The organism is Psychrobacter sp. CX16 (assembly GCF_057396245.1).
In genome coordinates this window covers 157609-175356 of record NZ_JBXYJF010000002.1, presented here as the reverse complement: position 1 = coordinate 175356, position 17748 = coordinate 157609, and the positions used below count along the sequence as shown (strand labels likewise).

General features: G+C 43.0%; 18 protein-coding genes. 10 read left to right on the top strand and 8 right to left on the bottom strand.

The window, feature by feature from the left end:
- Positions 1-50: 50 nt before the first annotated feature.
- Positions 51-1718 (bottom strand): electron transfer flavoprotein-ubiquinone oxidoreductase, encoded by a 1668-nt coding sequence (locus AC2SLM_RS01540; protein WP_486541555.1) that lies wholly within the window; start codon positions 1716-1718, stop codon positions 51-53.
- 320 nt (positions 1719-2038) lie between these two features.
- Between AC2SLM_RS01540 and AC2SLM_RS01535 the strand changes: the two genes are divergently transcribed.
- The 3 genes from AC2SLM_RS01535 (at position 2039) to AC2SLM_RS01525 (ending at position 4402) form a co-directional block, all read left to right on the top strand.
- Positions 2039-2647, top strand: coding sequence for a DUF1285 domain-containing protein (locus AC2SLM_RS01535; protein ID WP_486551550.1), 609 nt, complete (start codon positions 2039-2041; stop codon positions 2645-2647).
- 229 nt (positions 2648-2876) lie between these two features.
- Positions 2877-3899, top strand: a complete 1023-nt coding sequence (gene murI / locus AC2SLM_RS01530; protein WP_486551548.1) for a glutamate racemase — start codon at positions 2877-2879, stop codon at positions 3897-3899.
- Positions 3900-4102: 203 nt separating this feature from the next.
- Positions 4103-4402 carry a hypothetical protein gene (locus AC2SLM_RS01525; RefSeq protein WP_486541561.1) on the top strand — a complete coding sequence of 100 codons (300 nt, stop codon included), beginning with the start codon at positions 4103-4105 and terminating at the stop codon, positions 4400-4402.
- A gap of 242 nt (positions 4403-4644) precedes the next feature.
- On the opposite strand, the gene AC2SLM_RS01520 is transcribed toward AC2SLM_RS01525, so the two are convergent.
- The 4 genes from AC2SLM_RS01520 to msrA form a co-directional block, all read right to left on the bottom strand.
- The gene (locus tag AC2SLM_RS01520; protein WP_486551546.1) at positions 4645-6057 is read right to left on the bottom strand and encodes a lytic murein transglycosylase; all 1413 of its coding nucleotides are present in this window, start codon (positions 6055-6057) and stop codon (positions 4645-4647) included.
- 240 nt (positions 6058-6297) lie between these two features.
- Positions 6298-7251 (bottom strand): D-hexose-6-phosphate mutarotase, encoded by a 954-nt coding sequence (locus AC2SLM_RS01515; RefSeq protein ID WP_486551545.1) that lies wholly within the window; start codon positions 7249-7251, stop codon positions 6298-6300.
- A gap of 51 nt (positions 7252-7302) precedes the next feature.
- Positions 7303-7995 carry a class I SAM-dependent methyltransferase gene (locus AC2SLM_RS01510; protein WP_486551543.1) on the bottom strand — a complete coding sequence of 231 codons (693 nt, stop codon included), beginning with the start codon at positions 7993-7995 and terminating at the stop codon, positions 7303-7305.
- Positions 7996-8160: 165 nt separating this feature from the next.
- Complete coding sequence (gene msrA / locus AC2SLM_RS01505; RefSeq protein WP_486551541.1) at positions 8161-8685, bottom strand: peptide-methionine (S)-S-oxide reductase MsrA; 525 nt, start codon at positions 8683-8685, stop codon at positions 8161-8163.
- A gap of 145 nt (positions 8686-8830) precedes the next feature.
- Here msrA and cmoA point away from each other — a divergent pair, with 145 nt between their 5' ends.
- Both cmoA and AC2SLM_RS01495 read left to right on the top strand, forming a co-directional pair.
- Entirely contained in the window at positions 8831-9622 is a 792-nt protein-coding gene (gene cmoA / locus AC2SLM_RS01500; RefSeq protein WP_486551540.1) for a carboxy-S-adenosyl-L-methionine synthase CmoA, read from the top strand.
- Positions 9619-10185 carry a bifunctional adenosylcobinamide kinase/adenosylcobinamide-phosphate guanylyltransferase gene (locus tag AC2SLM_RS01495; RefSeq protein WP_486551538.1) on the top strand — a complete coding sequence of 189 codons (567 nt, stop codon included), beginning with the start codon at positions 9619-9621 and terminating at the stop codon, positions 10183-10185. The genes cmoA and AC2SLM_RS01495 overlap by 4 nt, the downstream gene beginning before the upstream one ends.
- Before the next feature lie 85 nt (positions 10186-10270).
- On the opposite strand, the gene AC2SLM_RS01490 is transcribed toward AC2SLM_RS01495, so the two are convergent.
- Positions 10271-10501 (bottom strand): hypothetical protein, encoded by a 231-nt coding sequence (locus AC2SLM_RS01490; RefSeq protein WP_486551537.1) that lies wholly within the window; start codon positions 10499-10501, stop codon positions 10271-10273.
- Between the two features lie 106 nt (positions 10502-10607).
- Between AC2SLM_RS01490 and AC2SLM_RS01485 the strand changes: the two genes are divergently transcribed.
- Positions 10608-11168, top strand: a complete 561-nt coding sequence (locus AC2SLM_RS01485) for a hypothetical protein (protein ID WP_486541577.1) — start codon at positions 10608-10610, stop codon at positions 11166-11168.
- Positions 11169-11309: 141 nt separating this feature from the next.
- Positions 11310-12371 (top strand): tRNA 5-methoxyuridine(34)/uridine 5-oxyacetic acid(34) synthase CmoB, encoded by a 1062-nt coding sequence (gene cmoB / locus AC2SLM_RS01480; protein WP_486551536.1) that lies wholly within the window; start codon positions 11310-11312, stop codon positions 12369-12371.
- A 57-nt stretch (positions 12372-12428) separates the two neighbouring features.
- On the opposite strand, the gene AC2SLM_RS01475 is transcribed toward cmoB, so the two are convergent.
- Positions 12429-12659: a DUF2788 domain-containing protein gene (locus AC2SLM_RS01475; RefSeq protein ID WP_486541581.1), complete on the bottom strand. Its 231-nt coding sequence runs from the start codon at positions 12657-12659 to the stop codon at positions 12429-12431.
- A gap of 359 nt (positions 12660-13018) precedes the next feature.
- Between AC2SLM_RS01475 and argS the strand changes: the two genes are divergently transcribed.
- The 3 genes from argS (at position 13019) to AC2SLM_RS01460 (ending at position 16702) form a co-directional block, all read left to right on the top strand.
- Positions 13019-14848 (top strand): arginine--tRNA ligase, encoded by a 1830-nt coding sequence (gene argS, locus AC2SLM_RS01470; RefSeq protein ID WP_486551535.1) that lies wholly within the window; start codon positions 13019-13021, stop codon positions 14846-14848.
- A gap of 153 nt (positions 14849-15001) precedes the next feature.
- Positions 15002-15859 carry an SPOR domain-containing protein gene (locus AC2SLM_RS01465; protein ID WP_486551533.1) on the top strand — a complete coding sequence of 286 codons (858 nt, stop codon included), beginning with the start codon at positions 15002-15004 and terminating at the stop codon, positions 15857-15859.
- A gap of 84 nt (positions 15860-15943) precedes the next feature.
- A complete protein-coding gene (locus tag AC2SLM_RS01460) occupies positions 15944-16702 on the top strand; it encodes an IclR family transcriptional regulator (protein ID WP_486541587.1) in 759 nt (252 codons plus the stop codon).
- Positions 16703-16785: 83 nt separating this feature from the next.
- On the opposite strand, the gene mmsB is transcribed toward AC2SLM_RS01460, so the two are convergent.
- Positions 16786-17730, bottom strand: a complete 945-nt coding sequence (gene mmsB, locus AC2SLM_RS01455; protein ID WP_486551532.1) for a 3-hydroxyisobutyrate dehydrogenase — start codon at positions 17728-17730, stop codon at positions 16786-16788.
- Between the last annotated feature and the right edge of the window lie 18 nt (positions 17731-17748).

Here is a 17748-nt window from a genome sequence, read left to right as displayed (position 1 = left end):
TCAAACTAATTTTTGTAAAAATTATTTTAAAATCAATAGTTTATAAGCGACTACATGTTTGGATAGTTAGGGCCGCCGCCACCTTCAGGGGTTACCCAAGTGATGTTCTGTGAGGGGTCTTTAATATCACAGGTCTTACAATGCACACAGTTCTGTGCGTTAATCACAAACTTCGCACCTTCGGCATCCTTCACTACTTCATATACGCCAGCTGGGCAGTAACGCTGCGCAGGCTCAGAGTAGATAGGTAAGTTGACCGTGATAGGCACAGTCGCATCCGTCAGCTTCAAGTGGGTTGGCTGATCTTCAGCGTGGTTTGTGTTAGAGATAAACACAGAAGATAACTTATCAAAGGTCAGTTTGCCATCTGGTTTTGGATAATCTGGCTGATAAGCTTGGCTAGCTTTGTCTAACGCATCGTAATCTGGCTTAGTATCATGGATAGTTAATGGCATTTTACCTTTAAGCAGGTTGTGCTCGATAAAGGTAAACGCACCGCCCATAAGTAGGCCCATACGGTGTATTGCAGGTGAGAAGTTACGTGCAGAATTGTTGTCTTCATACAACCATGATTCTTTATATAGCTTGCTGTAGCTTTCTACTTCGTCATGCTGACGACCAGATTGTAGCGCTGCGAATACAGCTTCAGCGGCCAACATACCTGACTTCATTGAAGTATGTGTACCTTTGATTTTCGCTGGGTTTAGGAAGCCGGCATCATCACCAACCAATACGCCACCTGGGAAGGTCAGCTTAGGTAATGAGTTAAGCCCACCTTTAGTCAACGCACGTGCGCCGTAAGAAATACGTTTACCGCCCTCTAATACATTTTTGATAACTGGATGCGTTTTTAGACGCTGCATCTCATCAAATGGCGACATGAATGGGTTGTGGTAAGACAAGTCGATAACCAGACCGAAGCTTACTTGGTTATTCTCGTCATGGTATAACCACCAACCGCCGGTGGAGCCGGTTTCAGTCAATGGCCAACCTAGACCATGCATGACAACGCCTTCTTCATGCTTGCTTGGGTCAACTTCCCAAAGCTCTTTTAGACCGATACCATAATGCTGTGGATCACTGTCTTTGTCTAATGCAAAACGGCTGATTAAACGCTTACCTAAATGACCACGGCAGCCTTCAGCGAAGATAGTGTATTTGGCTAATAATTCATAACCAGGCTCATAGCTTGGCTTGTGTGAACCATCCGCTGCAACGCCCATATCGCCGGTTAATACACCGCGTACTGAGCCATCATCATTGTATAAGATGTCAGAAGCACTAAAGCCTGGGAACATCATTACTTCAAGCTCTTCTGCTTGTTCGGCAAGCCAGCGAACCACATTACCTAGAGACACAATATAGTTGCCATTATTGTGCATTGGTGCAGGAACAAAAGCATCAGGTACTTGCATTGAGCGAGTGGCAGAGTTTAGATAATAAATGCGGTCTTCTTTAGCAGGTACGTTAAGCGGTGCACCTTTTTCTTTCCAGTCAGGAATAAGCTCGTCAAGTGCACGTGGCTCAATGACAGCACCAGATAAGGTATGAGCACCAAACTCAGAGCCTTTTTCGACCACACACACCATAAATTCGTCATTACCAGCTTCTAGAGCGAGTTGACGTAGGCGAATGGCTGCTGACAGGCCAGAGGGACCACCCCCAACAATAACAACATCAAACTCCATCGATTCACGTTCTATTTGTTCATCTTGCATTTCAGACTCCTTATAGCTGGCTCAATAATGCCATCACACACCACGAAAGGGGGTATGGATTATGTTAGTTTGATCGCGAAGGTTTTTTATTACTGTGAATATACCCAATTGACGCATAATTAGCGACAATCAGTCAGCATATAAAAAAGCTTTTATGACCAAGGCTGGCGGAAATATAAAAAAAGGGTTGCAGTTAGTAACCTATTATAAAATAAAAGTTAGACAAAGACGACACGATTTGTGACTAGGCCGTGATAAAGTGGTAATTATCCTCAGTTTGACCTATTTATAAGCAGAATTCCAATAAGGATAAAAGAATAATGACAAACTCAAATCAGAACACGCCGCCTGTTGGCAGTAGTTTAAACAACATCTCAGAATATATTAAAGAGGCAGCCACTGAACGCCGTGGCCGATCGATTCCGCCACTCGATAAATGGAATCCAGAGCATCATGGCGAAATGGATTTAGTGATTAAAGCCAATGGAGAGTGGTGGCATGAGGGCGGCCGAGTCACCCGTCAATCTTTGGTCGATTTGTTTGCGACTGTATTGTGGGCAGAGGGTAGCGGTGATGATATACAGTATTATCTAAAGACACCGGTCGAGAAAATCAGTATAACCGTTGAGGATGTGCCGTTTTTTATCACTGAGGTGAATGTTGTCGAAAAAGACACTGGTCCTGTGCTTGAGTTTTTGACCAGTACGGGCGATGTGGTCGATTTAGATGATGAGCATCCCTTACAGATGGGCGTTTATAATGGTGAGGAGCGACCTTATATCGAAGTGCGCTTTGGTATGAAAGGGCTTATCTCACGTAATGTATTAATGCATTTGATTAATTTAGGGCAATTAACCGAGAAGGATGGACAGACCTTATTGACCTTAAACAGTGGCGGTAAAGCATATGCGTTATCGGTGGCTAACTAATTAGGATTAAATAGTTAAGTGAGCGTTTAGAAGAAGCTTTAGCTATCGGTGAATCCCCAACAGTCGTTTAACTGTCGAGTGTTTATCGTATCGTTTTTAAGCGTCTGGGTTTAAAATAGTCTGACAACAGCATCACAGCTGCTAAATTAAAAGACGATGATGTTCAAAATTGATCAGCTTTGAGAGGACACTCTATATAAGGCTCATCTTCAAAAGGTAATAGATCTGTATGACCGCTATGCCAATACCTGACTCCATGTTATCGACTGACGCTCAGTTAGATGATTTCACCGATTTAGACTTTCCTACACAATTAGATGCCGCTGCACCCATTGGCTTATTTGACTCTGGGGTTGGCGGCTTATCTGTGTATCAGCATCTAAAACAGGTACTTCCAAATGAGCGCTTTGTGTATTATGCGGATACGCTTAATGTACCTTACGGGCCGCGCTCGAGTGAAGAGATCAAACAGTTAAGCTTAGCTGCCGTCGATTGGTTAGCGGCGGCCGGTTGTAAATTAATCGTCATTGCTTGCAATAGTGCCTCTGCTCATGCGCTGAAGGTGGCTCGTGAACAGTATCCTCATCTGCCTATCGTAGGGCTAGTCCCCGCGTTAAAACCGGCAGTGCTTAATAGTCAAAACAAAAAAGTAGCCGTACTTGCGACCAAAGCGACGTTAGATGGTACGCTTTTAAATCAAGTCATTGATGATTATGCCTATCCTGCCGGTGTTGAGGTTGTTAAATGGTTTGACCCAGATTTGGTGCCTTGGGTCGAGGCGGGCATGCCACTTGAAAGTAAGACAGCCATTCAGCTAAAGAAGCAGTTGCAAGCCTTTGCCAAACAGCAAGTCGATTATTTGGTGCTTGGTTGCACACATTACCCATTTTTTCGCCAATTTATTAGCGATGAGATAGCCGCTCAGGGTTTAGATATTCAAGTACTTGATTCGGGGGCTGCGATTGCCTCTCGGGTGAAAGAGGTATTAAGAGCAGAGAATAAGCTGGCGAATGGATTGGCCCAAATTGACGCTCATATTGAAATCAACAACTCAAGCATCAATATCAACGTAATTAAGTCAATATTGTCTTCAGAGACACAGTTGTCTAAAGTAGCCGATTCAGATATTACTGATACGCCGCAACTTGGCATAGAGAATCTTATTGGCACAGAGCCACTGACCTTTTATGTGACTGACCCTGAAGCAAATTTGGACGAGGTGGCTTCTTTGGTACACCGCCTATTGACCTAATCAGCTGTTTTTAGGTTATTCTTAACAAATGGCAGGCTAAGTTAACTATATTTTAATATAAAGCATACGTATTATGGTTGTACTGGCCTCAGGGTTACAGTAAAATTCATTGAAAATTTGCAGGACAGTAGGCTCGCTGTGTATTATGGAAAGTGAGTTAACTTTTTTGATTTTAGCGACCGACATGGTCTAAGGATAGAGATATGAGCAGCCCAGAAAGTGAAAGACTAAAAAAAGAATTAGATGAGCTTGAACAAAAAATGCATAGCGCAGAATCTCAGCACACGCTAGATGAGCATGTGGCAGATATGAAGCGCCGTGGTATTGACCCTAGTGAAACCTATCAAAAATGGGACGATGACGAAGAAGAGGAGGACTGGGGCAATGAAGCATGGAAGAAAAATGGTGAGTGGAAAAAGAAAACCCCTTGCGATTTAGATGAGAAAGCACGTGAAAGTTGGGACGGCGATAGCGGCAAACCGAATCCACCACCGTTCGTATAAGCTCTGTATTCAAAAGACAAATAGGTTCTTAACGAGCTAGATTCTATTGGGTAAATAAAAAAGACCACGCATATTGCGTGGTCTTTTTTGTATTCATGACTGTTACTAGGAATGTACTAGCAACAGTATAATTAGTGAACTACTGAATGGTTACCGCTTTAGCCTCGCTAAGCCTCTACATTTGTAGTACTTGCGCTCGGTTGCCGTGTCACCCTTTTAGACTTCTCTGACTATATTTGAATCTATTTGCCTGTATCGGTACGAATTAGGCGAATGGTACCGTCAGCATTAACAACGCGGCGATAACCTTCTTGCTTATCAATGAGCTGAGAAATGCTGTCATTGGTGGCGCTTGGCTGTCTTTGCGGCTGAGCATACGTTGGCTGATAGCTGCCACGATTTGGCTGGCTACTCTGACCTTGGCTACCCATGATGAGATGATAGAACTTCTGACCTGCACGTCCATCGGCTGGATAAACGCCTTTACTGGTTTGATACTGTCTGATAGCGGTACGGGTATTGTCACCGATAATGCCGTCAACTTCGCCAATGTCGTAGCCTGCATCAAGTAGCGCTTGCTGAATTTCTCGAGATTGACGGCGGCTAATACCGGGGTCATCGGTTGGCCAAGCAGTGATAAAGTCTGTACGACTGCTGTCTTCTTTCTCAATCAAATCTGATAAATGAGCAATGGCCAGTGCATAATTCTCAGACGCATTATAAGAATAGAAAGTATCGAAGTTTTTACCCACTAAAAAAGCAGGGCCATCCAAACCTGCGGGTAATAACAAGCCCGCACTGCTTAAATCGTAAGGAAGCGGGCGACCATCGGCTAAAGTAAAGCCCTTATCACGCCAGTAGCTTAATGATTTTTTATTCTTGCGATCACTTGAACCCCAAAATCCTGCTGGAATCTTAACTTCATAACCCCAAGGCTCACCACTGCGGTAGCCGCGTTTTTTCAGGAAGTTTGCCGTTGACGCTAGTGCATCTGGTTTGCTGTTTACCAAATCACGGCGACCGTCCCCATCAAAATCAACCGCTAAGTCTAAGAAGGTACCCGGCATAAACTGAGTTTGACCAAACGCACCTGCCCATGAGCCTTTCATGTCACTTGGCGCAATATCACCACGTTGAACAATTTTTAATGCATTGGCATATTCACCACGGAAGTAAGATTGGCGACGGTCAAAGCAAGATAGGGTAGCAAGCGACTGAAATAAGTCTTTTTTACCCAAAGTTTGCCCGAAATTTGACTCAACACCCCACACACCTAGAACATGCTCCGCTTTAACACCATACTGGGATTCAATACGGCGCAAGGTATCTGCCATTTCATGCTTAGCTCGGATACCATCTTCAACACGCTCTTTATCAACGAGTGATGATAGGTAATCCCAGACATCTTTTTGGAACTCTGGCTGATAGTTTAACGATTGAATCACGCTAGGATCAGGCTCGCTAGGGCGATAGTTGTTAAAGGTATAGCTGTCTACACCGCGAAAGGTGCTAGAGTTCTTTAGTGTACTTAAGCACTGCTGAAATTCAGAGTTTGATAAATAGGGTGCAGGCGGCTTGGCGGCATGTGCTGAGGTGGCAGCAATGGATAGCCCAAGAGAGGTGGTGATTGCAGCGGTAATCTTGGTGTAATACATAAAGGTGTTCCTTACTAAGAGGGGCGGTGCGAAATACATGTGATAAATAGACACAAAATATAGGTTAGCTTAGGGTAACTAAATTCATCTTTAAATTAAAGGTGTTAAGGTTTTTAGTTACGATAAGATGACGTGAGAACAAGGTAGGGGTGAGGTCATTGTATCGGTTTTATATGATTAACCTATTAAAAAAGCCCCGATAATGGAGCTTTTAATAATGAGACAATTGATTACTTTGAATTAGACCTTGCTCTGCTTAGATAATCTGAGAGTCAATCTATGTGTTAGTTTGGGCACCAACTCAACCACATCCAAATGGGCATTGGCTGTCTCAATACACAACATACGCTGATAGTCGTCATTGGCAAATTGTGAGACTTGTTTTGATTTCTCAATCCAAGGATTCCACACCACCGTACTATTGCTACCGTCAGCGTGAAGATAATAGGTTTGCGTTGGCGTGTTTAAAATAATATCTGGAGCACCATGATAAATACGGTCAACTTCGCCTCCAAAAGTGATATCACCCTGTTGGGTCTTAGTTTGCCAACCCTCGGTTAGCGTATCACTGTAATGGATACCATCAAAGCCTCTAACCGTGGTTTGAGTGATGTCATCAGTTGGCAGATAGGTGTGTAAAGCCTGAGAGATCGTAACGGGGTGGTCACTATTATTCTGGGTAAGTAGCGTGATGCCAAAGCCATGAGCATCAAAGTTAAAAGCCGCTGTTAAGTCCAGATTTGGCTCGATATCAGGCGACCTTTTTAGTATTAATAGCAACTCAGCGTTGCCATTGTTATCGATATTGAAACTGTCAAAATCAAAATTCTGAGTACGCGCATAACCATGCTGCGTTAAATCAAATGGGCTGCTCTCAAAGCTTTGTTTGACCGCTTCAGGGTTGGCAGTAAATTGTCCAAATACTGGCCAACAAATGGGCACACCGCCGCGCACTGAGTCTTGCTGATTATATTCTGCAAGCTGACTGAGCCACAACCAATTATCAGTATGATAGTGTGGCGCTAGGTTTTCAAAGTCTTTATTTTCTGCATTATCTACCGTATTAGAGAAGTAAATCAGCTGCGCACCTTGTAGTAGTACGACTGCTTGATAGCGGTCACTGTCTATATGTAGCGCATCGAGCGCACCGATTTTGATAGGGTTAAGTGCAGTATATTGCGAATCAGTTGGCATAGTTATTACGTCTGTAATCGATAAATGGGAATCGGTGGTATAGACAGTCTATCAAGTCTTATTGGTCAATAGCCACGCCTGATTAATCAGAGTGTCCGCCGGACTATAATTGGCTTGAGTCAAAAACGCTACCTGATAGTCGGCTTTATAATAGTCATGCATGCGCTCATCACTGATTACAAACGGTGGTCCAGATTGGGCACGGCTTTGTAGCGTCTGTTCATCTAACGCATCGCTGTTTAACGTAAAGTTAAGCACCAACTGCGGCGCAGTATTTGTCAGCCTAATCACCTGTTGTACGTAACGGCTACGTAATGAGTTATCACCCTTATCAGGTAGGGCGACTAAGGCCGCACGATCATAAACCGCAGCAATGTCACCGATATCCTTTTGGCTTAATTCAAAAATATCACCCGCCCAAATTTGAATTGTTTGTCCGGCATATTCACCTTTATAGAGAGTTAGGTGGATATTGCGTGGATGCTCAGTAATTGTAGCTTCAATACTATTTTCATCAAAAAACTGCTGTACCGCAGACTCAATGAGTTCAACACCGACGACTTCATAACCTTGCTCGGCGAGCCATAACATATCGATACTTTTACCGCATAACGGGACAAAGACATGGCTGGCAGGCGTGATGTTTAAGGTTTTGAAATAGGAGACTAATAAGGTATTAGGCTGAGCTTGATTAAAACCTGGTTGCGGCTTTTGCCATTTTTGTTGCCAAAATTCATGATTCATAATGACTCGTTAGCTATCAAAAGAGGGTAGGTGAGATATTATTGTACAAAAAAAGCCAGAGCTATTTTTAATAACTCCAGCTTTTATTCTCTAGCTGATACTAACCATTAGCGACGGTTAAATTTTCATTGGTCATTAAACTAGTTAGTCAAGAAATCAGCTGACTTATTTTGTCATATATTCTTTGAACTCTTTACGCAGTTTGCCTAATTTTGGTGGGATGACTGCTTGGCAATAGCCTTGAGTTGGGTTTTTATTGAAGTAATCTTGATGGTGCTCTTCGGCAGCATAGAATTCATGCACAGGATGTACTTCGGTCACGATTTGTAGCCCCATATCGCTTAGTTTGCCAATCACTCGATCGATGGTTGGCTTTTGCGCCTCTTCATCGGTATAAAACACCACAGAGCGGTATTGGCTACCGATGTCATTGCCTTGACGGTCTAGACTTGTGGGATCGTGTGTGGCAAAGAAGATATCTAAAATAACTTCTAATGGCACAATAGAGTCATCAAAATCCACACGGACCACTTCGATATGACCGGTTTTGCCAGTACAGACATCTTCGTAGTTGGCTGAGGCTTCATCACCGCCCATATAGCCTGAGGTGACGTTTTGTACGCCTTTTACTGATTGGAATACTGATTCGGTGCACCAAAAGCAACCGCCGCCGAGTACTAATGTTTGCATAATTTATCCTTAAAATAAAACGTCAATTAATTGTGTTGTTGTGACTAAATTTTAGCAGGGCATTGCAGTGATATAAGTAACAAACAGTAATGATATAATACAATGTGTTCAACATTAACAACCCTAAATGAATAAGAGAATATCGATGTCAAATACTGGGAATCACCAATCGTCTGTCATTTACGACAACGTCTTCACCACACCCCTAGACAAAGCCGCTCGCTTCTCCTTTGATGAGCAAGTGGTCGCGTGCTTCCCAGATATGATTCGCCGCAGTGTACCAGGCTATGGGCAGATGTTGGCGATGCTACCGATATTTGCTAAGCGGCATTGTCAGTTTGGTCAGACCGACGATGAAGGTAAGCGCATTAGCCGTGTGTATGATTTGGGCTGTTCCCTAGGTGGTGCCACTATGGCATTGTTAAATGAAGCGGGCGGATTTACCGTAGATCAGCTACAAATCAAAGCGGTCGATATTTCACCAGCGATGACCGAAAAAGCGACGCGTGTGTTGGCGGAAAATTATCCAGACCATGACATCGAAGTCATCACTGCAGATATTCGTGGCTTTCAGCTTGAGCCGTGCGATATGGTGATTTTAAATTTAACCTTACAGTTTTTACCGCCAGAAGACCGCACCCAAGTACTGCAAACCATTTATAACGCCTTAAATGATGGTGGTATTTTGGTATTGACCGAAAAGACGCATACTGGCGACGAGCAAGATGATGCATGGCTAGTCGAGCGTTATTATGATTTTAAACGCGCCAATGGTTACAGTGAGCTTGAGATTAGCGGCAAACGCAACGCCTTAGAAAACGTGCTGATTACTGATAGCTTAGATGCCCATCACAAACGCCTAGCAGAAGTGGGCTTCCGCCGTAGCTTGACGTGGTTCCAATTCTTAAACTTTGCGTCTATGATTGCGTTTAAATGATTCACTACATAACTGGCGGTGAGCGCTCAGGTAAAAGCAGCTATGCGGAGCGCTTGGCCGAACAGCTTAGTGATACGCCTTATTATCTGGCGACCTCTCGGGTGCTTGATGATAATTTTGCTGAGCGTGTTCAGCGCCATGTTAAGGATAGGGCAGAGTCGAGCAGTCAGTGGACAACCATTGAAGCGGATTTGAATTTAGCAGAAGCGTTAAAAAGCTGCTTTAATGAGCATAAATCTGATTCAAACCAACATAACCAACCGCTTGTCATTGTTATCGACTGTGTTACCTTATGGCTAACCAATTACGTTATGGATTACGACTATGATATTGATCAGTGTTTGGGTTTAGCCAAACAAGAAGTTGATTCTCTAGTGACTTTTGCCAATCAGCATAACGCCACACTGTTTATTATCTCCAACGAAATTGGTATGAGCTTACATGCTGAATCAGTAGAGGGACGACAATTTGTGTCGTTGCAAGGTTGGGTTAATCAATATCTGGCGCAAGTAGCGGATAAAGCGACTTTGGTGGTGTCAGGATTGCCGGTTAGTTTGAAGTAAACTAAGCTATTAATAGATAACAGATGAGCCAAATCGATACGCTAAAAGTTCAGGCTTCAGCCAATTCAGCTCATCTTTATATCTCTTAATCTATTTCACTAACAGTCAGTTTTTGTTGCTGTTTATCGTACTGATACCGAAGAGGCTTAGAGTTATATCCAGTTGCTTCAGACTCATCTATCTTATTCGCTGATTGTTCAAGATGAATAAACTCCTCATCTATGAGTAAAATCTCAAGACCTTCTTCAGGCTCAAACAAAATCTTACCTTGCCAGTTTGCTATCCCAGTTCGCCCATCATCTTGTTTAAAAGCCAATAAATCTTCGATAAAGCTAGTAACGATAGCATCAGGTGCTGGCTTAATGATGGTAATAGTTTGCTAAGCAGTCTCCATTAATCGATTTAATGACTAGGAATAAGTGATGATACCATTTTCACTCGAACAAAAAATTCATCAAGTTATCACCGAAAAGTTGAGCCTAAAAGACTTTGAGCAATGGCTATATCAAGAAGACGATTTGGAGTCTGCAAATCCAGGTTTATATTTTGAGCTGATTTCTTTTGATTATAGTCGTGAGTCTAGTCTTAAAGCATTTCAGCTTAACTTTGCAAAGTATATTGGTTTTCATAAATTTGAAGCAGATTTAATAAAAGAACACTTATATTCGATTATTAATAGAGAAGGTGATTATATTCACTCTATTCGAATGTTATATGAGTTTTATTTTATAGGATATGAGTTTTTACAAAAGTTAGGCTTGAGTTACGGGCTCTGGGTTATGCATGCTCAAACCTCTGATTCAAATGGTAATGTTAAAGATATTGTTGACAGTCATTATCCCGATATTATTTACGATACTAAAAATGCATTAAATTGGTTAGAGTCTGAAAAAATTGTCTTTAAAGCAGAAAAATGTGACTTGGGCGGTTTTGAATATGATGATTTACGTAGTGAAGAAGAAAAGCAACAAGGGTCGTGCTGATTTATTAATTTAAGTGTTTTGACTCATTTTTATATTTAAAACTTCTCAAAGTTCACCCTAAGCGCATTACCCTTTATAATAGCGACCTTCATTATCAAGCCGAATACTAAACATAACGCCAAAACATACAACGAACCGTCTATGACAAATAACATCATCGAAACCGCCGAACGTGAACTGTATTTGGCATTGATTCAGCGTGCTCAATACAGACCTATTGCCACCGAATGGCTGGCTAACCTGCCACATTGGCTAAGCGATATCAAAGACAAACGACGCTATGCTCATGCCCCTGCTTATCTAGCTGCTGTCGAAAAGCTACCAAAACTCGATGTCAAAAATGTTGATTTAAACAGCGATGTATTAACCATAGACACTCAATTGACCGAGGCACAAAACAAGCAGATTACTGCCTTGATGAAACAATTGATGCCGTGGCGTAAGGGTCCGTTTCAAATTGGGTCCGGTGATAATAAGGTGTTTATAGACACCGAATGGCATAGTGACTGGAAATGGCAGCGTATTGCACCTCATATCGGTACGCTTGAGGGTCGTTATGTACTTGATGTGGGTGGGGGCTCAGGCTATCACGGATGGCGTATGGCAGGCGCCGGTGCAAAGCAGGTGGTTATTATTGACCCGTCTTGCTTGTTTTATCATCAGTTTATGGCAATTCGTCATTTTGTGGGCGGCTTTGATGCGGATACCGATGATGATAAGACAGGGGTAGGCTATCGCACTCACTATATTCCGGTAGGGTTAGAGGCGTTGCCGTCAAGCTCAGATCAGGGCAATCAGTTATTTGATACCGTATTTTGTATGGGGGTGTTGTATCACCGTCAGTCGCCGTTTGAGCATTTGTATCAACTGAGAAATCAGCTGATTAAAGGCGGGCAATTGGTATTAGAAACCTTGGTCGTCGAGGGTGATAAAAATACGGTGCTTGTGCCGCACGACAGATACGCCAAAATGAATAATGTTTATTTTCTACCGTCAGTGGCGGCATTGACCGGCTGGCTAGAAAAGGTCGGCTTTAGTGAGGTGAAATGTGTGGATATTGATATCACCTCGACTGAGGAGCAGCGGGCGACAGATTGGATGACGTATCAATCTCTGAAAGACTTTTTAGATCCGAATGACTCAACTAGGACAATTGAAGGCTACCCTGCGCCGATGCGAGCGACCTTAATAGCGACCAAATAGCCACTCTTTAGTGGCTATTTGCAGCGGGTTTAATAGCTGATCATGAGAATGAGCTAATTATAGAACCCATTTTTCAAACACAACTTCTAATAGTAGTTTTAATAAAAATCCGACAAAGCCTGCGCCTAAAGCTAAGAAAATCCAAAAGGTGCCGGCACGACCTGCGTCAGATTTTTTGGAGATATCCCACATAATAAAGAATAAAGTGGCGATAAAGATAGGCAATAAAACGTATAAGCCCCAGTTGGTAATCGTTTCAGCAGCAATAGCAAATACAGTAGCAATCATAATTTTGTCCAAGCGTTAGTATAAAAGTATTATTAGAATAAAAAGTATTAAATAAAAAGGTGCTAAATAAATATAGAGATGACCCATTATAAAGGACTCACTACCCACAATACTATGAACCATCCCAAACGCTAACAAAACAACAATATCAAAGTTGATGGAAAAAAAGGGCTAACCTTGATATATTAAAGGGTTGCTACAAAGATAATCGTGTTTGTTTTTTATTATAAATAGGCCACCGATTATTGCACCTTATATTTGGTTTTGTACCACCCAATTCATTTAGCGCCACCTTAATAATAAATATCTCGTTGACCCTTTAAACCTCATATTCACTTAACTTCAGAGTTTAATAAATTATGTCGCAAGCTCAAATTGACACTATCTTCGCACTATTAGACACCGCAGCTAATACACTGATTCAGTCGGGCGGTTTACCAAATGACTGGCAAAATAACAGTCAAATTACACGAAGTAAAAGCCCTGAGCATGGTGATTATGCCAGTAATATCGCATTAACCGCTGCAAAAGCGGCTAGGACCAATCCTCGTGCTTTGGCAGAACAGTTAATTGCCGCACTACCAGAGAATGCAGACATTGCTAAACTAGAAGTGGCAGGCCCTGGTTTTATTAATATCTTTTTAAACAGTGATGCCAAGTTTGCGGTACTCGATGCCATTTTTGATAAAAATGAGCGTTATGGCTTAACCGATGAGTTTTCGGATAAGAAGATACAAGTTGAGTTTGTATCAGCGAACCCAACCTCAAGCTTGCATGTGGGTCATGGCCGCGGCGCTGCCTTCGGTATGAGCGTGGCTAACCTGCTCGAAGCGGTGGGTTATAACGTGACACGTGAATATTATGTCAATGATGCCGGCCGTCAGATGGATATCTTGGCGACCAGTACTTATCTGCGTTATTTAGAGCTTAATGGTGAGCAGATTCACTTCCCAATCGGCGGTTATCAAGGTGATTATGTGACTGAGATTGCTGAGACGATTAAAACTCAGCAAGGTGATGCATACGTACACAGCTATGTTGATATCAGCGCTAATGCTCCAGAAGATGAAGTATCAGAGATTAATGAGGCCGGCGAAAAAGAAGTGGTTTCTGGTGATAAAAATGCGCATATTGATGTGGTTATTGCCAACAGTAAGCAAGCGCTGGGTGACAGCTACGAGATATTCTTGAATGCCGCGTTAACTGAAATCTTGGGCGATATCAAAGACGATTTAAATGATTTTGGTGTTCGTTTTGAGCGCTGGTTTAGTGAAAAGTCAATCGCTGATGAGATTGAACCGGTACTCGCTGAGCTTGATGCCAAAGGCTATTTATATGAAAAAGACGGTAACACGTGGTTTAAATCAACAGAGTTTGGTGATGAAAAAGACCGCGTGGTACGCCGTGCTAACGGCTTAACCACTTATTTTGCTTCAGACATTGCCTATCACAAAAACAAATTTGAGCGCGGCTTTGATACCGTGATTAATGTTTGGGGTGCCGACCACCACGGCTATATCGCCCGTGTTCGTGCTGCGCTAACTGCTCTAGGCATCGATGAAAAACGTTTAGAAGTTATCTTGGTGCAGTTCGTGGCATTATGGCGCGGGGATGAGAAAATCCAAATGTCATCACGTTCAGGTAAATTTGTGACCTTACGTGAACTGCGTGAAGAAGTGGGCAATGATGCAGCACGTTTTTATTATGTGGCGCGTAAGCCTGAAGTGCATATAGACTTTGATTTAGAGCTTGCCAAATCGCAAAGCAAAGACAATGCAGTGTATTATATTCAGTATGCGCACGCACGTGTGTGTAGTGTGCTTGAGAAAATTACCGAAAAAGGCTTTAGTGTTGATGACACTATCGGTGCCGCCAATCAAGAGCTGTTATCTGGGGAAGCTGAGAGCGAGCTAATTAAGCTATTGGCTGCGTATCCTGCTACGCTAAAACGTGCAGCAACTGGTTATGACCCGCATATTTTGACCAACTATCTAAAAGACTTGGCCGCATTATTTCATGGTTGGTATAACGACAATCGAATTTTACCCGTGAGTATCATTGCTGATGAAACCCCAACTGAGGAAGAGTTGGCATTAATGCAAGCCCGTCTGCGCTTATCAAAAGCAGTACGCCAAGTTATCGCTAACGGCTTGAGCTTATTGGGTCTATCAGCACCAACCAGCATGTAGGTTAAGTTGAGCAGATGTGGATTGAAGTCTGCTTGCAATGACCAAATTTAGAGTGATAAATAATTAATATATTTGCTCATGTTAGTGACTTAATGGTTGACTGATAATTTGCCAACGAGCATGGCTTGACTGATTCATAAATGGAGACACGTTATGTTAGCAAGAAAACCGAAAGGCGCAGTAGAGAAGCGCGGCAGCGGAGTATCAAGCTTGCTGTGGATGCTCGTTGGCGCTATTTTGACAGTCATGGTTGGAGTTTCCATGTATCTGTGGAATCCATTTGATCTTGGTACAGAGACTAAGGTAGAGGAGCGTACAATTGAACCTATTGATCAGCCAGCACCGCAAACCGATGACTATGAGTTCTATGACTTATTGCCTGAGCAAGAGATAACCAGTATTCCAGATGAGGCCATTGTGCGAGACGATGAGCTATATGGCGAGGATTACGAGCTTGAGCCAGATGTGGTCGTCACCGATCAGAATTCAGCAAGGAATAACCGCACAAATAACTCAGATGCTGGTAACTATGGTATCTCTGAAGACACTGTCTCGAATCCTATGGGTTCAGACAATCAGAATGTCGCAGATGACGAGATAGAAATGGTAATTGTTGAGGAAGAGGGCACTTATGACGAGCCGTCAACGAACAACAATAGCAATAATAATCAGAATAACTCAGGTCAAAATACAGGTGCCAGCCAAAACAATGGCCGTGCCAATACGGTGAATAATAGCGCGAATGCTACGGCAGCACGCGCTAATGCGCCTAAGCTAAGCTATATCTTGCAAATCAATAGCTTTAGTAATGCACAAGAAGCGGACAAACGCCGCGCTCAAGTATTAATGGCAGGTGTTGATGCGCATGTTGTAAAAAACAAGATGGCTAATGGTCAAGTGTTCTATCAAGTTGTCTCTTCTACCATGACCAACCGTCAGGGTGTTATCTCGGCACAGCAAAAGCTGCAAAATAACGGCATTGACTCTCTAATCGTTGAGCAGCGCCGCTAATTTAGCCGTGCCATATCCAAACTGTATTTGTTAAATTGCTGATAACCTGCTGTATTTGCCTTCATTTATAAGGGTCTGTTTGCTATGCCAAAAGTCTCCTCTATTACTCGAGTGCTGCAAATTATTGAGGCGGTATCGTATGCAGCAAAGCCGGTTACCCCTTTAGAGTTGTCACAAGAATTAGATATCCCTAAGCCGACCATTCATCGATTATTACAGCAATTGGTGGATGAAGGCTTTGTCAGTATTGATATTAGCGGCGGTATTATTGCTGGTCGCCGAGTAAGAAACCTAAGCGTTGAGCTGTGGCAGCAGCGTCAGTTTTATAGCGAACGTCATGTGATACTGCAGCGCTTAGTGCGTGATGTGAAAGAGACTTGCGGGATCAGTGTGCCACACAATATGGACATGATTTATACCAATCGTGCTAAGACTGATTTACCGCTGCAAATCTATTTGCCTGTTGGTGCCAAATCACCCATGTGGTGTACGGCAACGGGTAAGCTGTATTTAAGTCAACTATCTTGTGAGCGCCGCAGTAAAATGCTGCAGAACTTAAGCTTGGATAAATTTACCAAAAATACCATTACTGATATTGATCAGCTCAATATTGAGTTAGATGCTATTGCCGAGACAGGTATTGGTATCGATAACGAAGAGTTTATTTCAGAGATGGTGGCGGTGTCTGTGCCAATTTTGGATAAGCAAGACCGTTATTTGGCATCGCTATATATGCATGCGCCAACGGTTCGAATATCGCTTGATGAACTGATTGCCACGGTGCCACGTTTGCGAGAGGCCGCAGCCGATATTCAAACTTTGGTGTATGAATTGCAAAGCTAATCGAAAATTTTGGTGGTTATGATAAATAAAAAGCCCAAGTCAGTGACTTGGGCTTTTCTGTAAATGCTTAGTTGATAATAGGTCTAAATATCTTTTAATACACTGTCGTCAAAGTAGCCCATGATGCTTGAGAAGTCTTTTTCTTTATACTGCTCAATATGGCCGTCATATAAATGTGCTGCTTGGCTACCCATAGGCACTTCTACGCCCGTTTCCTCAGCTGTTTGCAGCGCTAGATGTAAGTCCTTATGCATATGCTGACTCATAAAGCCGCCCGTATAGCCGCGACTCGAGGGCACGCTGTCAGAGACACCAGGGTAAGGGTTGTATACCTCAAGCGTCCAGTTACGGCCTGAGCTTTGTAGCATAATCTCTGATAACACGCCGGCATCTAGGCCGTTTTTGACACCTAAGTTGATGGCTTCAGCAGTACCACTCATTAAGATGCCCAGTAGCATGTTGTTGCAAATCTTAGCGACCTGTCCTGCGCCATGATCCCCTGCATGAAAAATGTTTTTACCCATAGCCTGTAAGATAGGTTTTGCACGATCAAATGCAGCATCTTCACCCCCTACAATGAAGGTTAGCGTTCCTGCTTCTGCACCAGCAGTACCGCCAGATACTGGGGCGTCAATAAACTCAATACCTTGATTCTGGGCAATCGCCGCAACTACTCTGGCATCTGCTGCTGCAATGGTTGAGCTGTCAATGACTAGCGTGCCTTCTGGCAGTTCTGATAGTAAGCCATCTGAGCTTAATTCGGTCGCTTCTGCATCACCTAAATAAACGCTTTTAACATGCTTACCGGCAGGTAACATAGTAATCACGATCTTGGCATTTTTAGCGGCATCTTTGGGAGAAGTAGATGTTGAGGCACCAGCTTCAGCCAATTGCTGCTGTGCGGCATCGGATAAGTCGAACACGGTGACATCGTAGCCACTTTTGACTAGGTTCTTAGCCATCGGTCCGCCCATGTTGCCAAGTCCAATAAAAGCGATACGGGTGGTGTCTTTGTTATTGTCTGTCATATCATCACTCCTTGATGA

What these genes read in the sequence shown, in the direction of transcription:
- AC2SLM_RS01515 (WP_486551545.1), bottom strand. Translation starts at nt 7,251, where the DNA reads ATGCCAACTGATTCGCAATATACTGCACTTAACCCTATCAAAATCGGT.
- argS (WP_486551535.1), top strand. Translation starts at nt 13,019, where the DNA reads ATGTCGCAAGCTCAAATTGACACTATCTTCGCACTATTAGACACCGCA.
- AC2SLM_RS01525 (WP_486541561.1), top strand. Translation starts at nt 4,103, where the DNA reads ATGAGCAGCCCAGAAAGTGAAAGACTAAAAAAAGAATTAGATGAGCTT.
- AC2SLM_RS01475 (WP_486541581.1), bottom strand. Translation starts at nt 12,659, where the DNA reads ATGATTGCTACTGTATTTGCTATTGCTGCTGAAACGATTACCAACTGG.
- AC2SLM_RS01520 (WP_486551546.1), bottom strand. Translation starts at nt 6,057, where the DNA reads ATGTATTACACCAAGATTACCGCTGCAATCACCACCTCTCTTGGGCTA.
- msrA (WP_486551541.1), bottom strand. Translation starts at nt 8,685, where the DNA reads ATGCAAACATTAGTACTCGGCGGCGGTTGCTTTTGGTGCACCGAATCA.
- AC2SLM_RS01465 (WP_486551533.1), top strand. Translation starts at nt 15,002, where the DNA reads ATGTTAGCAAGAAAACCGAAAGGCGCAGTAGAGAAGCGCGGCAGCGGA.
- AC2SLM_RS01485 (WP_486541577.1), top strand. Translation starts at nt 10,608, where the DNA reads ATGATACCATTTTCACTCGAACAAAAAATTCATCAAGTTATCACCGAA.
- mmsB (WP_486551532.1), bottom strand. Translation starts at nt 17,730, where the DNA reads ATGACAGACAATAACAAAGACACCACCCGTATCGCTTTTATTGGACTT.
- AC2SLM_RS01495 (WP_486551538.1), top strand. Translation starts at nt 9,619, where the DNA reads ATGATTCACTACATAACTGGCGGTGAGCGCTCAGGTAAAAGCAGCTAT.
- cmoA (WP_486551540.1), top strand. Translation starts at nt 8,831, where the DNA reads ATGTCAAATACTGGGAATCACCAATCGTCTGTCATTTACGACAACGTC.
- AC2SLM_RS01510 (WP_486551543.1), bottom strand. Translation starts at nt 7,995, where the DNA reads ATGAATCATGAATTTTGGCAACAAAAATGGCAAAAGCCGCAACCAGGT.
- cmoB (WP_486551536.1), top strand. Translation starts at nt 11,310, where the DNA reads ATGACAAATAACATCATCGAAACCGCCGAACGTGAACTGTATTTGGCA.
- murI (WP_486551548.1), top strand. Translation starts at nt 2,877, where the DNA reads ATGACCGCTATGCCAATACCTGACTCCATGTTATCGACTGACGCTCAG.
- AC2SLM_RS01460 (WP_486541587.1), top strand. Translation starts at nt 15,944, where the DNA reads ATGCCAAAAGTCTCCTCTATTACTCGAGTGCTGCAAATTATTGAGGCG.
- AC2SLM_RS01535 (WP_486551550.1), top strand. Translation starts at nt 2,039, where the DNA reads ATGACAAACTCAAATCAGAACACGCCGCCTGTTGGCAGTAGTTTAAAC.
- AC2SLM_RS01540 (WP_486541555.1), bottom strand. Translation starts at nt 1,718, where the DNA reads ATGCAAGATGAACAAATAGAACGTGAATCGATGGAGTTTGATGTTGTT.